Origin of the sequence: Microcoleus sp. LAD1_D5 (assembly GCF_036702115.1) — a bacterium.
In the GTDB taxonomy this organism is placed as follows: domain Bacteria; phylum Cyanobacteriota; class Cyanobacteriia; order Cyanobacteriales; family Microcoleaceae; genus Microcoleus.
On sequence record NZ_JAUBSA010000009.1, the window covers coordinates 60,694 to 74,395 of the forward strand.

Sequence of the window (13,702 nt, forward strand, 5' to 3'; positions counted from 1 at the left end):
ATTGATTATCCGACATTACACTGCGAAATGTATACCACCTCGCAGTCTAAATTAGAAAATCTTGGGTTCTAGCTCTAAGGCGTGACGGTAACAAGAACTAGCCTCATCTATTTGCCCTTTCTTAGTCAATACTTCCCCTAAATTATAGTGGAACCATGAGAAATCTGGTTTCAGTTCGATCGCGCGGCGGTAACAAGCGATCGCTCCCTCCACATCTCCTTGATGTCGCAGCATATCCCCTAAATTATTGTGGATATAGGGATCGTCAGGTTTTAACTCGATCGCGCGACGGTAACAGTTCATCGCTTCCTCCCGCTGACCTTTTGCACTCAAAGCATCGCCTAACAATTGGTAAGGTTTATACTCATTTGGTTGAACCTCAATAGCGTGGCGGTAACAAGCGATCGCCCGATCTGTATCATTCTTTTGCGCGAAAAGCCACCCCAACTGCAAGTGCGCCTCACCGCATTCAGGATTTACTTGCAACGCCATCTGATAAAAGACGATCGCCCCATCCGGCCAACTGTGCCGCACCAAAGCATTAGCCAACTCAACATAAAGGTCAGCATCATTCGGCGCAATCTCCAACGCCTTGTGATACAACTGCACGTCATCACGATTATCCTGAATCGCCCGCCGATACAAACGCATCGCCTCCTTCAAATCCCACTGCGATCGCATCCTCAAAGCATCAGCCAACTTTTGCGAAAGCCACGGCAAATCCGCCTGAATTTCCGCAGCGCGGCGGTAAGCGGCGATCGACTCATCCCACCGTTCCAGCTTCTCAAAAGCCGTTCCCATGTTGTAATAAGTCCACGGAAAATCAGGATTTAACTCGGCCGCGCGCCGGTAAACATCGATCGCTTCCTCCCACCTTTCCATTTCTAGCAGCACGTCGCCTAATTTGCTCTGCGACCAGAAGAAATTCGGATTAACTTCGTTAGCACGCCGGTAGGCAACAACTGCCTCATCCCAACGTTCCAAATTCACCAGCGCTTCTGCTAAATTGTTGTGCGCCCAAAAATGGTCAGGATTGAGTTCGATCGACCTTCGGTAAGCCGAAATTGCCTCATCCCACCTTCCCAGTTTAATCAGGGCGTCTGCTAAATAGTTGTGCGACCAACTGAAATCAGGATTTAACTCTGTTGCTTTCCGGTAAGACTCTACAGCTTCTTCCCACCGTTCCAGCTTCAGCAGCACGTCTGCTAAATTGTTGTGAGACCAGCTAAAATCTGGATTTAATTTGATCGCCTTGCGGTAAGCATTTACAGCTTCCTCCCACCGTTCCAACTTAACCAGCGACTCAGCTAAATTGTTGTGCGACCAAGAAAGTTCGGGATTATTTCTAATGGCATTAGTGTAAGCTTCTACCGCCGCTTCCCACTGTTCTTGACCCTTAAGAATTTCGCCCAATTCGTGATAAGCTGCGCCAGCATTTGGGTTCAACTCAACCGCGCGCCGATAACACTCAATTCCCTTATCTACCTTACCTTGCTCGATCAAAGTTTTGGCTAAATTCTCGTGTTCCTCAGCCGTGCCGGATTTGGGGTCGATCGCAAATGCTCGATACCAAGCCTCAGCCGCCTCCTCCGACTTGCCTAACTGCGTCAACAGTTTCGCAAAATTGCGGAAAGCACCGGCAAAATCCGGTTTCAGGGCGATCGCCTTTTCGTAAGCAGAAACCGCTTGCTGCCACTGTTCCTGCTGCGCGCAAATGCTGCCGTAATTAGCGTAAGCTTCGGCAAAAGTTGGGTTAATTTCTATTGCTTTGACATAGCAACTTTTAGCTTCATCAATTTTGCCGCCCGCTTGTAGCGCGTTGCCCAGCATTTTGTAAAGTGGCGCTTCCGGCTTAATTTGCAGCGCCTTCTTGCAAGCTGCGATCGCCTGTTCCACTTTGCCCTGAGCAAAATAGCCTTCTGCCAGTATTTTGTATGCTTCTGGATCTTCTATATTAATTGTAGAATTAACTGGCTGCTGCACTGGCGGCTTAACTGCCTGCTGCACTGGCGGCTTGACTGCGGTTGCTGGGGGCTGCTGCTTGACTGCACCGTTTTTCGCAGTTGCACCCGCCAAAGTTTGCTGTCCCTCGCTGCCATTTCTCGCATTAGCTGCGTTCAGTTCAATAGCTTTGCGATAATATACTGTCGCTTCCTCTAACTTGCCTTGTTTTTTTAGCGCTTCGCCCAAATTTTGGTAAGCAGTGGCCACATTAGGATTTAATTTTATGGCGCGATCGTAACAGGCGATCGCTTCGGGGAATTTTTCCTGCCGAAAAAAAGCGTCGCCCATATTCAAGTGTTCCCCAGGCGCTACTTTTTCCGGTTCCAAACTAAATGCTTGATACCAGCAATGCTGGGCTTCTTCCGGTTTGCTAATTTCTCCGAATACTTTTGCTAAATTCCGGTATACTCCCGCGAAATTCGGCTTAATCGCGATCGCCTTTTGATAAAATCCGATCGCCTCCTGCCATTTTTGCTGCTGCGCGCCAAGGCTTCCCAAATTCGCGTATACCTCCGCAAAATTCGGTTCTATTTCAATCGCTTTTGCGTACCAGTGCCGCGCCTCTTCCATCCTGCCTTGAGCTTGCAGCGCGTTGCCCAAAGTCTTGTAAGCTGGTGCAAAATTGGGGTGAATCTTCAAAGCTTGCTCGCAGGATGCGATCGCTTCTTCTAATTTTCCTTGGGATAAGTATATTTCTCCCTGTTGGTTAAATTGAACCGCTGTTGATTCTGTACTCACTGTTGATGGCATATGGGCGGCGGCTCCAGAGGCAGGAATTAAATAGGGTAGTCAAAACGTTTCACAATTATACTCGCGTTTGACACTAAGAGTAGCGGGCTTGTTCCCCCACTTCTTATTTTTTTTGAATCCCGTTGCTGGGGAGGAACCGGGATTCTCGGCGGATTTTTTTGATTTTACAGCTAAATATGTACGAATCAGCCCGGTTTCTGGCAGATTTGCGCGCCCGTCCCGACTTTTGTAGCTACTTGTCGATCGCCCCTTTTGTAAAGAAAAGTAAACACTGCCGATACTTGCTGGTGGGATGCTTTCTTGTGGACGCGGCAAGGGAGATTGCACCCTTTTCTATAGGCTTTTTACCGGCGGGCTAGGAGCCACGCCCCACAATAAAGTAATTCACTCTTTGTGGAACAGGCCGGAAAGCCGGTTTTTGAGCAGGGTGAAAGATGTGCGATCGAACCCAAACGAGAATAGCCTTTTTAGCGAAAAACGATCGCCCTTTTGGAAGAAAGCGATCGCCCTTTTTTTTCAACAATTAATTAGTTAACAACTATTAGCAATTACTAATCAAGCTGCTGCCTCTGCGTCTTCTTCTGCGTCTTCGGCTTCAGAACCTGCTTGAATTCCCAGCACGCTAACAACCACCTGATCTGGTTCGCCGAGAGCTACCACTCCTGCAGGCAAAACTAACTCGTGAATGTGCAGCGCATCCCCAACCTTTAAATGAGAAATATCTACTTCAATTGCTTCAGGAATGCTGTCAGGTTTGCACTTAACTGCCAGTTGCGTCAGCACGGTATCCAAGATGCCACCTTCTAACTTGACGCCGACAGGTTCGCCGACAAAACGCAGTGACAATTCAACTTCCAGGCTGTCTTGAGTCGCCACGGAGAAAAAGCTCAGGTGGTAAGGATAGCCCTTCCAAGGATGAACTTGAACTTCCCGGAGCAAGGTTTTTCCGCTCCAAGAGAGGTCGGGAATGCTCAGCTCAATTAGGGCATTGTTGACTACGTGCTTTTTGAGCAGGTGTTCAACTGTTTTGGCTTTGATGGTAAGGGAAATAGATTCAGATCCTTTGTGACCGTAGAGGACGGCGGGAATCAATCCGGAGCGGCGGAGGGCGTTAGGTTTGCTGCCTTCTGCCCGCTTTTGACATTCTACTGCGAGTTCCATTTGATGACTTTCTGCTGATTGTTTTCACATTTTACCAGAATTGTGATATTGCGATCGCGCCTAATTAAACGACTCGCTGAAGATACTGATAATTCTCATTTTCCAGACACTTCAGCAATTCCAGCATTTTCCTCAAACGGTACGTTCCTGCTTGATACTCTTCTTTGAGAGGGGAGTCTCCCAGCTTAGCAAGGACGGTATCGCTTTCGGAGATAATTGCATCGCAGAAAAATTTTCTGAACTTCTGGCGAATATCTCGATCTAACTCAACTAAAGGTAGCTTCTCCTCCTCTTCATCTATCAAAATATTTCTGGGGACAGATGTGCCGATTTTGGAAAATTCTGATTTTGCCAACCACTCGTAAACCTCTTCAGACATTCCGACATAGTGCGGTGGCTGATTAGTGTTGAAGGCATAAAAAATCATGTCTAACATTAGCTCTCCTCTTGACCTTCCTGATTCAATAAATTACTTTCGGGAAAATTTTCTACCCAAGCTATATCTGCTTTGTCGAATATAATCTTAGCGGGTTGAGTAATTTTTCCTGTGGTCATAACTCCAATCACAGTGCCTTTTTGACATATTTCCTTAGCTTTTGTGGAATCTATTTTTTTGTTTTTCCAGGCTTTGATTTCAATATGCGGTTCATTCATTATTGTTATACTTTTTATTATTTTGATAAATTAACCATTAAATTCGATCGGCAAATTGCGGAGTAGCTGTTTAACTCGCGGAACATCCCGATCGTCAACGATCAAAATATCACCTTTGGGACTGTTTCCGGTTGTTCTTTGGGCTTGTATTCCTTCTTTGCTTAACTCTATTATAAGCCATCCAATCATGTCTCTGTGAACTTATAGCCGTGCTATCAGTTCATCCTCGTCAGTCATTTACTTGACTCCCTGTAAAGAATGATACACTTGACCTCGCCGTGGGTCAAGTGCACTAAATCTCCTGGAACCTCGCTCTCGGTGGGTCTCGGCGAGACTGGCAACAGCTTTGAGTATTATTGATTGAGACCCAAAATTATATTTTAAGGCAACGTTAGGCTGGCGTACCGTCAGCAGAGAGCAAAGCGCGCTTTGGCCCGTGAATCGGGTCTTCTACAATAATAGTTTGGTCGCGGCTCGCACCGAGAGAAACAATTGCGATCGGCACTGCCATCAAATCTGCCAAAAACTTCAGATAATCCAAAGCTTGCTGTGGCAAATCTTCCAAATTCCGGCACTCTTCCGTTGACTGTTTCCAACCGGGAAGGGTTTCGTAAATAGGTTTGCAGCGAGCAAATATCCGGGAACTTTTCGGGAAATCAACACATTTTTCGCCGTCAATTTCGTAAGCAACGCAAACTTTTATTTCTTCTAATTCATCCAAAACATCTAGTTTGGTAATTGCCAGACAGTCAAGGCCGTTGATGCGGACTGCGTAGCGGCCGATTACTGCGTCGAACCAACCGCAGCGGCGTTTCCTGCCCGTTGTCGTGCCGAATTCTGCACCTCTATCGCCCAAAATTGCGCCAACTCCATCTACCATTTCCGTAGGGAAGGGGCCTTCTCCGACGCGAGTTGTATAAGCTTTGGCTACGCCAATTACGCGATCGATCGCTGTTGGGCCGACTCCGGTTCCCACACAAGCCCCACCAGCGATGGGATTGCTCGAAGTAACGTAAGGATAAGTACCGTGGTCTAAGTCTAATAAAGTGCCTTGCGCGCCTTCAAACAGAATATTTTTCCGCTTGTGAAGTCCCTCATAAATCTTCAGCGAACTATCTACTACGTGCGGCCGCAAACGTTCCGCATACACCCGATATTCATCTATTACATCTTGCGGATTTAGAGGCGGCAAATTGTAGAGTTTTTCCAGAAGGACATTTTTACAATTAATCGTCCATTCCAATTGTTCTTGCAACCCTTCCAAGTCCATTAAATCGAGCATCCGAATGCCGGTACGTTCCGACTTGTCGGCGTAAGTAGGGCCAATGCCACGTCCCGTCGTCCCGATTTTATAATTTCCCCGCTGCGTTTCCGATGCTACATCAATTAATCGATGATAGGGCATCGTGACGTGAGCCGTCTCCGAAATCATCAGGGAGGCTGTCGAAATATTCAGTGCCTCTAACTGATCTAACTCTGCAATTAAAACTTTAGGGTCGATGACCGTGCCACAGCCGATAATACACTCTTTATCAGGGTAGAGAATCCCGGACGGAATTAAGTGCAGCTTGAAAGTCTGACCGTTTACTACCACGGTGTGACCCGCGTTGACGCCCCCTTGGTAGCGGACAACGATATCTGCGGATTTGCTGAGCAAATCGGTAATTTTGCCTTTTCCTTCATCGCCCCACTGGGCGCCGATCACAACTACGTTAGCCAAGGGTTTCTCGCGTTCAGTTCAGGTTGACACAATCTCCGATTATGTACGAATGCGTCCCAAATGTCAATCAATTTTAGATTTTAGATTTGGGATTTTAGATTTTAGAGGCTACGCCACGGATACATCGGTTCGCAGGTCGATCGGCTACGCAAATTAGTGAGAGCCGATCCACAGACGAGTCCGGGGGCAACAGAGCCAACTGCTTTCGGTCAAATTAATTTTTGTTAACATTGAGAAAATAGAGGCTTTGTTGCCATGACTTTACACGCTGAGTTGCACCGCCATCTGGGTGGTTCTGTCGTTCCTAGGGTGCTGTGGCGGTATTTCGATCGCCACAATGCTGAGATGGTTAATCGGTTTCAAGAATACTCGGAGTTTGAGGAGTTTTACACTCGTCCACGCAATACTCTCAATGAGTATTTGGAACTGCACACGCTGGTAGAAAGCGTTCAAACTGTTGAGACGTTGCCTTATTTCATCTATCGGTTGATGCGGGGCGCTTACGTGTTTGAAAATCTGGCTTATTTGGAGTTGCGCTATACGCCTTATTTGCGGACTCCTGAACATTTGGATCAGTCAGAACGCATTGATTTGATGGCAGAAATTGTACAAGTTGTGGGCAAGGCAAGTCAAATTAGCGATTGTCCGATTGTTACTAGCCAAATTTTGTGTATGCACTCGCGTTTACCCTATGAGGTGAATCGGGCGATCGTAGATTTGGCGGCCGGGATGGGAGAATATGTTTGTGCGATCGATATAGCTGGCGGCGATGATTGTATTGGCGATCGTTTGGAGGAGTTTGTCGGATTGTACCAGTACGCCAGGTCGATCGGCATCAAAACTACCGGCCACCTCTACGAAACTACGTCAGGCTGTTATCCCGAACTTCTGCCTTATCTGATGCGTATCGGCCACGGGATTCAAATTCCCTTAAAATATCCCGAACTGCTGCCAGAAGTCGCGCGCAGGGGTCAATGCTTGGAAGTTTGCCCGACGACCTACCTCAAAACGGGGACGTTGCAGGATATGCGCGAATTGAAGGTTGTGTTCGATCGATGTTTTGAAGCTGGTGTGGATATTGCCATTTGTACCGACAACGCGGGATTGCACAACGTGCGATTGCCTTTCGAGTACGAGAATTTGTTAACTTTGGATATCATTGATTTTCGGCAATTGCAAGCGTGTCAAGAAGCTGCTTTCCGCCATGCTTTCGCGTGGCCCTACGGGGAGCGGCCTGTGAAAATGCTAACTGGTTTGTTGCAGCATGAGTCTGTGGAGGCGATCGTTAATTAAAGAATATCTATTTAATGAACCGCGAAGGAAGAGAAAGAGGAAGATAGGCAGATATTTTCCGGTAAAAACTCTACTTGGAAATGAGAAAAACCTCTTTCTTCTCTTCCTTCGCGCTCTTTGCGTCTTCGCGGTTCGTTTAAAAGAGATATTTGTAAAATTATAATAAGTGTCGGGCGATCGGCAATCGTAGCAAGTTATAGTTTGGAGGCAGAATCCTCAATATAAAATGATAAAAAAACATGACAAATATGGACGCTTACTGGATGCCCTTCACCGCCAACCGACAGTTTAAAGCGAATCCACGAATGTTGGTTGCGGCAAAAGATATGCACTTTACAACAGATGATAACCGCTCGATTTTAGATGGTACTGCGGGGCTTTGGTGCGTGAATGCAGGGCACGCCCGCGAGACAATTGCCGAAGCAGTTAAACAGCAGGTTTTGCGTTTGGATTACTCGCCGGCTTTTCAGATGGGACATCCGGGGGCTTTTGAATTGGCGGAACGTTTGGTAAAGATGATTCCGGGCAATTTCGATCGCGTTTTCTTTACTAATTCGGGTTCGGAATCTGTAGAAACTGCTTTAAAAATTGCCATCGCCTATCACCGGGTAAAAGGTGAAGGAACTCGCCAAAGATTGATCGGCAGGGAACGGGGCTATCACGGCGTTGGTTTTGGGGGAATTTCTGTCGGCGGTATCGGTACAAACCGCAAGTTTTTTGGCAGTTTGCTGACGGGAGTCGATCATTTGCCTCACACTCACAGCCTCGAACACAATGCTTTCAGCCGCAAACAACCGGAATGGGGAGCGCATTTGGCCGATGAATTGGAGCGGATTGTCGCTTTGCACGATGCGTCTAATATTGCAGCGGTAATTGTAGAACCGGTGGCTGGTTCTACAGGGGTTTTGATTCCGCCCAAAGGTTATTTGGAGCGACTGCGGGCGATTTGCGACAAATACGGAATTCTGCTGATTTTTGATGAGGTAATTACCGGATTCGGGCGACTAGGCTCTAGTTTTGCAACGGAATATTTTGGGGTGGTTCCCGATATTGTGACGGCCGCGAAAGGGATAACTAACGGTACGGTGCCGATGGGGGCGGTGTTTGTGAAACAAGGCATTTATGATGCTTTTATGAATGCTCCTGAAAATGCGATCGAGCTTTTTCACGGTTATACTTATTCGGGTCATCCTGTGGCTTGTACGGCTGCTTTGGCGACGCTGGATATTTATGAGGAAGAAAGGTTATTTGAACGAGCCGATAAGATGGCTGGTTACTGGGAAGATGCGGTGCATTCTTTGAAGGGGGTGCGGCACGTAATTGATGTCCGCAATCTGGGACTGGTGGCGGGTATTGAGTTGGAATCTATTGCTGGGAAGGCGGGGAAACGGGCTTTTGATTGTTTCTTGCAGTGCTATGAAAAAGGGTTGCTAATTCGGACGACTGGTGATATTATTGCTTTGTCGCCACCGCTGATTATTGAGAAGGAACATATCGATCGCATTGTGGAAATTTTGACAGGGGTTTTGCAGGAGATGGACTAGGATTTAACGAACCGCGAAGGCGCGAAGGAAGAGAAGGAAGAGCAAGAAGAAGATAGGTAGATGTTTTCAGGTAAAGACTATAGTTGGAAAGGAGAAAAACCTCTCTCTTTTATTCCTTCGCGCTCTTGGCGTCTTCGCGGTTCGTTCAAATAATTAAAAAGCGCTATAATAATTAACAACTAATGACGAATGACAAATAACTATGGTACAATTAACTGCAAAAATCTCTGCTAACGAGTTAGCAAATTTGGCTGTAGATTTGATTCGGGAAACAGGTTGCGAGTACGGTGATGTGCGTTTTTGCACTTATCGAAGGCAGAATCTTTACGCGCGCGATCGATCTTTAAGTCAACTGTCCGATAATGTAAGTTCCGGTTTTGGCGTGCGAGTGCTTCTAGACGGCGCTTGGGGGTTTGCCGCCAGTCACAGCAAAACACCCGCAGAGGTTGCAAGAATAGTCGCTTTGGCTGTAGAAATTGCTAAAGGCAGCCGCTTAACTCAGAAGGAACCGGTGCGGTTAGTACCAGTCGAAAAATATGTCGATACCTACATTACTCCCATCGCCATTGACCCTTTTTCTGTACCAGTTGCTGAGAAAGCTCAACTGCTGCTAACTATCAACGAGAAGCTGCTAGCACACGGCGCACAAGGCATCAAAAAAGCTTCTTCTTTTTTGCAGTTCAGCCGCGAAGACAAGGTTTTTGCTTCCACAGAAGGCTCGCTAATCGAACAAACAATCTACCGCAGCTATCCGGGTTTTGGCTGTACGGCAATTGCGGGCGGCGATGCTCAAAGTCGCAGTTACGAACGCCCGCCGCTGAATATAGGTTACGAACATATTAATCCCGATGATTTGTTGAGTCAAGTCGAAAGAGTTGCCGCCGAAGCTATTGAGAAAGTCCGCGCTCCCAAAATCCCTGCGGGTATTTGCAAATCCCTGATTCTCAAGCCGACAAATTTGTATTTGACTATCCACGAATCAGTCGGGCATCCAACAGAATTAGACCGGGTTTACGGCTACGAATCTAATTTTGCTGGCACGAGCTTTGCTACTACTGATAAGTTAAATAAACTGCAATATGCTGCACCTTGGGTGAATTTTAAGTGCGATCGCACTCAACCAGGGGGCCGCGGTACAATGGGTTACGATGATGAGGGCGTAAAATCACAAGATTGGTACGTTGTCAAGGATGGAATTTTAGTTGATTATCTCACTGACAGAGAGACGGCTTATCGCCTCGGACGCGGTAGCAGCAACGGTTCTGCTTACGCTGACAGTTGGTCGAGCGTGCCGATGGTGAGAATTCCCAATTTGGGATTGGAGCCGGGCCCGGATGGCGGCAGTCATACTGCTACTTTGGCAGAGATGATTGCTGATACGGAAGACGGGATTTTAATCGACGGTATGGGTAGTTATTCCATCGACCAGCAGCGGCGCAATTTTCAATTCGGCGGCGATGCTTTTTGGAAGGTGGAAAAAGGTAAAGTTGTCGGTATGTTGAAGGATGTAACTTATCAGGCGATGACTACTGATTTCTGGAATCAAATAGATGCGATCGGGCCGGCTTCGGAGCTGGTTCAGTGCGGTACTCATATATGCGGAAAAGGCGAGCCGATGCAGGTTGCTCAGATGACTCACGCTTGTGTGCCGGTGCGAGTGAGGGATATTCAAATTGGGTAATACGGCATGGGGCATGAGGCATAGGGCATCGGTTCTTAGTTATTAGTTAATTGCTAACAATGCCCAATTCCCAATGTCCAATTCCCAATGCCCAATTCGCAATGCCCAATTCGCCATGCCTAATTACTAATCATGATTGTAACAACATCGCCCGCAATTTTAAGTGAAGACCAAGCCTTATCTTTACTAGAAAAAGCAGTAAAACTATCCAAAGCAGAGGAAGTATTTGTCAGTCTCTCTACTGGCGAAGAATCTCTTTCCCGCTTCTCGGAAAATCAAATCAGCCAAAATATTAGCAAAACTGTATTTAGCCTCAGCATTACTAGCTATTTCGGTAACAAAAGCGCCTCTGCTGCTGTTACAGAATTTGATGAAGATGCGATCGCCTCCGCAGTCAAGCGATCGGAAGAATTGGCCCGAATTGCGCCGGCAGACCCCGAATGGATGCCGCTGCTGCCCCCTCAAACCTACGATTTGCGCTCGCCAGCCTTCGACGCAGCAACGGCAACTGTATCGCCTCTAGCACGGGCCGAAATGGTGCAGCAAGCGTGCGCGAGATCCTCCCAGGGGGGGGCTCACGGTTCGGGCACTTTGAGCGCTGATGCGTCGCTGTACGCGATCGCCTCGTCAACCGGACTCCGCGCCTGCAACCAGTCTACAGAGGCGGATTTCAGCTTTACTGCTCGCGTTGAAGACGGTTCGAGTTGGGCTCAGAGCACTGCTTGGAGTATCAACGAATTGCCGATCGCCCAATTAGCAGAACAAGTGCTTGATCGGGCGATCGCATCCCGCAACCCGCGCCCCATCACTCCCGGCGTTTATCCGGTAATCCTTGACGGTGCTGCTTTTGCGGATTTGCTACCGTGGGTAATTTGGAGTTTGGATGCGAGGGCGGCGGATGAGGGGCGATCGTTTATGTCGATCGCCGATGCAGAGGGAAAACCAGCGGGAAACCGCGCGGGGGAACAACTTTTTAGCCCGTTAGTGCAAGTGCAGCGCGATCCGGCTCATCCTTTGTTGCGATCGAATACTTTTTTCGGCGACGGATTGAGCAATAACTATTTGGAAATCATCAAAGATGGCGTCCCTCAAAGTTTGTCTTATTCCCGCTACTGGGCCGCACAAAAAGGCAAAGAGGCAAAAGGTGCTTATTACCCGATCGTAATGACAGGTTCCGACCAAAGTTTAGCAGATTTAGTTGCTCAAACCGAGCGAGGAATTTTCGTTAGTCGAGCTTGGTACGTGCGCTACGTGAATCCGAAAACATTGGAAGTAACGGGAATGACTCGCGACGGTACTTTTTGGATTGAGGATGGCAAAATTGCTTACCCGATAAAAAACCTGCGTTTCAATCAAGTTTTACCTGATATGTTGCGCGATGTGGATGCAGTTAGTGCGGTGAAGCGTTACGGCGGTAGTGTCGTGCCCGGAGTGCGCGTGAAAGCTTTTAATTTCACGAGTATTACTGACAGTTTGTGACTTGCAGCGGTGAGGTGCGCGGAGGCGCACCCTCTGGGCGTTAGTTTTTGTGTCGGTAAGGTAGATTGGGTGCGGGTTCAGGCGATCGCCTGTTGACAAAGCTGTTCGGAGAATTAGTATTTTTTTAACCGAGGCATCTACCTTAAGGTAGAGTATTCTTTGTGAAGCTTACGATTAAAACCAGCTACTATCTAATTTAGGGCGCTCAAGAATAAACCAATTCCCAATTCCCAATTCCCAATTACCAATTACAAATTATCAATGAATCAATATTTTGCTACAGTTGCGCGCGGTTTAGAAACTATTGCCGCCCAAGAATTAGAACGTTTAGGAGCTCAGGATGTCAAGCCAGATTTTACTGGGGTTTACTTTGCGGGCGATCGCGCTTTATTGTACCGCGTCAATCTTTGGTCGAGAACAATTTTTAGAGTGCTAATGCCGATCGCCGAATTCCGGTGTTACAACTCGGATATGCTCTACCGCGAAGTGCAGAAAATCCCTTGGGACGAATACTTAGATCCCGACAATACTTTAGCAGTAAACTGCACCGGCGGCAACGAAAATTTGAACCACACTCACTTTACAGCTTTGCAGGTCAAAAATGCGATCGCCGACCAACAGCGCCTTCAATTTAACAAGCGTTCTAATGTCGATGTAGAGCATCCCGATTTGCTAATTAACATTCACATTCATCAAGATAGAGCTATTTTAAGTTTAGACAGTTCTGGCGGCAGTTTGCACCGCCGGGGATATCGACCGGCGATGGGGCTTGCTCCCCTGAAAGAAACCCTAGCTGCGGCTTTGTTGGAGATGGCAGAATGGACGCCTGATTTGCCGTTTTTAGACCCGATGTGCGGTTCTGGAACTTTGCCTTTGGAAGCGACGTTAAAGGGCTTGAATATTGCACCGGGATTGTTTCGAGAAAAGTTTGGATTTATGACTTGGCGGGATTTTGACGAACCTTTGTGGGATGAATTGTGGGCAGAAGCTGAAAATAGTGAGTTACCGGAACTTAAAGAGGTGATTGCAGGGTGCGATCGTGATTCCGATATGTTAACTCAAGCTCGCACGAACGCGCAGCAAGCTGGTATTTCCGGTAAGATTCAGTTTGCTCAAACCGAGCTCTCAGAGTTGGAAGCACCCGCAGACAGAGGCGTTCTGATTTGCAATCCTCCCTACGGAGAGCGCCTGGGAGATGCTAGCGAATTGGGAGATTTGTACAAGATGTTGGGGGATATTTTCAAGAATCGTTTTAAAGGTTGGAATGCGTTTATTTTGACGGGAAATAAGGAGTTGGGGAAAAAAGTGGGACTCAGGACATCGCGCCGGATTCCTGTTTTCAATGGGTCGATTCCTTGTACCTTGCTGAAGTATGAACTGTATTAAATTTCCCTTCCTCTTCCCCTTCCCCTTCCC

At 47.4% G+C, this 13,702-nt stretch carries 11 protein-coding genes; 5 read left to right on the top strand and 6 right to left on the bottom strand.

The window, feature by feature from the left end; genetic code table 11:
• Positions 1-51: 51 nt before the first annotated feature.
• From QUA70_RS06640 to QUA70_RS06665, 6 genes are all read right to left on the bottom strand, one after another.
• The gene (locus tag QUA70_RS06640) at positions 52-2,754 is read right to left on the bottom strand and encodes a tetratricopeptide repeat protein (protein WP_333345750.1); all 2,703 of its coding nucleotides are present in this window, start codon (positions 2,752-2,754) and stop codon (positions 52-54) included.
• Positions 2,755-3,309: 555 nt separating this feature from the next.
• A complete protein-coding gene (locus QUA70_RS06645; RefSeq protein ID WP_333345753.1) occupies positions 3,310-3,915 on the bottom strand; it encodes a 50S ribosomal protein L25/general stress protein Ctc in 606 nt (201 codons plus the stop codon).
• 64 nt (positions 3,916-3,979) lie between these two features.
• Complete coding sequence (locus tag QUA70_RS06650; RefSeq protein WP_333234446.1) at positions 3,980-4,351, bottom strand: hypothetical protein; 372 nt, start codon at positions 4,349-4,351, stop codon at positions 3,980-3,982.
• On the bottom strand, positions 4,351-4,569 hold the full coding sequence (locus tag QUA70_RS06655) for a hypothetical protein (protein WP_333301976.1): 219 nt from the start codon (positions 4,567-4,569) through the stop codon (positions 4,351-4,353). The genes QUA70_RS06650 and QUA70_RS06655 overlap by 1 nt, the downstream gene beginning before the upstream one ends.
• A 30-nt stretch (positions 4,570-4,599) precedes the next feature.
• Positions 4,600-4,758: a hypothetical protein gene (locus tag QUA70_RS06660; protein WP_333345756.1), complete on the bottom strand. Its 159-nt coding sequence runs from the start codon at positions 4,756-4,758 to the stop codon at positions 4,600-4,602.
• A gap of 202 nt (positions 4,759-4,960) precedes the next feature.
• The gene (locus tag QUA70_RS06665; RefSeq protein WP_333345759.1) at positions 4,961-6,289 is read right to left on the bottom strand and encodes an adenylosuccinate synthase; all 1,329 of its coding nucleotides are present in this window, start codon (positions 6,287-6,289) and stop codon (positions 4,961-4,963) included.
• Positions 6,290-6,544: 255 nt separating this feature from the next.
• Between QUA70_RS06665 and QUA70_RS06670 the strand changes: the two genes are divergently transcribed.
• The 5 genes from QUA70_RS06670 (at position 6,545) to QUA70_RS06690 (ending at position 13,672) form a co-directional block, all read left to right on the top strand.
• Positions 6,545-7,582 carry an adenosine deaminase gene (locus tag QUA70_RS06670; RefSeq protein ID WP_333345762.1) on the top strand — a complete coding sequence of 346 codons (1,038 nt, stop codon included), beginning with the start codon at positions 6,545-6,547 and terminating at the stop codon, positions 7,580-7,582.
• Between the two features lie 239 nt (positions 7,583-7,821).
• Positions 7,822-9,126 (top strand): aspartate aminotransferase family protein, encoded by a 1,305-nt coding sequence (locus tag QUA70_RS06675; protein WP_333345765.1) that lies wholly within the window; start codon positions 7,822-7,824, stop codon positions 9,124-9,126.
• 202 nt (positions 9,127-9,328) lie between these two features.
• The gene (locus QUA70_RS06680; protein WP_333345767.1) at positions 9,329-10,807 is read left to right on the top strand and encodes a TldD/PmbA family protein; all 1,479 of its coding nucleotides are present in this window, start codon (positions 9,329-9,331) and stop codon (positions 10,805-10,807) included.
• Positions 10,808-10,939: 132 nt separating this feature from the next.
• Complete coding sequence (locus tag QUA70_RS06685) at positions 10,940-12,286, top strand: TldD/PmbA family protein (protein WP_333345771.1); 1,347 nt, start codon at positions 10,940-10,942, stop codon at positions 12,284-12,286.
• A 261-nt stretch (positions 12,287-12,547) separates the two neighbouring features.
• Entirely contained in the window at positions 12,548-13,672 is a 1,125-nt protein-coding gene (locus tag QUA70_RS06690; RefSeq protein WP_333329046.1) for a THUMP domain-containing protein, read from the top strand.
• Positions 13,673-13,702 lie beyond the last annotated feature (30 nt).

Excerpts from the sequence above, each read along its gene's own strand:
- QUA70_RS06640 (WP_333345750.1), bottom strand. The coding sequence starts at position 2,754 with ATGCCATCAACAGTGAGTACAGAATCAACAGCGGTTCAATTTAACCAA.
- QUA70_RS06645 (WP_333345753.1), bottom strand. The coding sequence starts at position 3,915 with ATGGAACTCGCAGTAGAATGTCAAAAGCGGGCAGAAGGCAGCAAACCT.
- QUA70_RS06650 (WP_333234446.1), bottom strand. The coding sequence starts at position 4,351 with ATGTTAGACATGATTTTTTATGCCTTCAACACTAATCAGCCACCGCAC.
- QUA70_RS06655 (WP_333301976.1), bottom strand. The coding sequence starts at position 4,569 with ATGAATGAACCGCATATTGAAATCAAAGCCTGGAAAAACAAAAAAATA.
- QUA70_RS06660 (WP_333345756.1), bottom strand. The coding sequence starts at position 4,758 with ATGATTGGATGGCTTATAATAGAGTTAAGCAAAGAAGGAATACAAGCC.
- QUA70_RS06670 (WP_333345762.1), top strand. The coding sequence starts at position 6,545 with ATGACTTTACACGCTGAGTTGCACCGCCATCTGGGTGGTTCTGTCGTT.
- QUA70_RS06675 (WP_333345765.1), top strand. The coding sequence starts at position 7,822 with ATGACAAATATGGACGCTTACTGGATGCCCTTCACCGCCAACCGACAG.
- QUA70_RS06680 (WP_333345767.1), top strand. The coding sequence starts at position 9,329 with ATGGTACAATTAACTGCAAAAATCTCTGCTAACGAGTTAGCAAATTTG.
- QUA70_RS06685 (WP_333345771.1), top strand. The coding sequence starts at position 10,940 with ATGATTGTAACAACATCGCCCGCAATTTTAAGTGAAGACCAAGCCTTA.
- QUA70_RS06690 (WP_333329046.1), top strand. The coding sequence starts at position 12,548 with ATGAATCAATATTTTGCTACAGTTGCGCGCGGTTTAGAAACTATTGCC.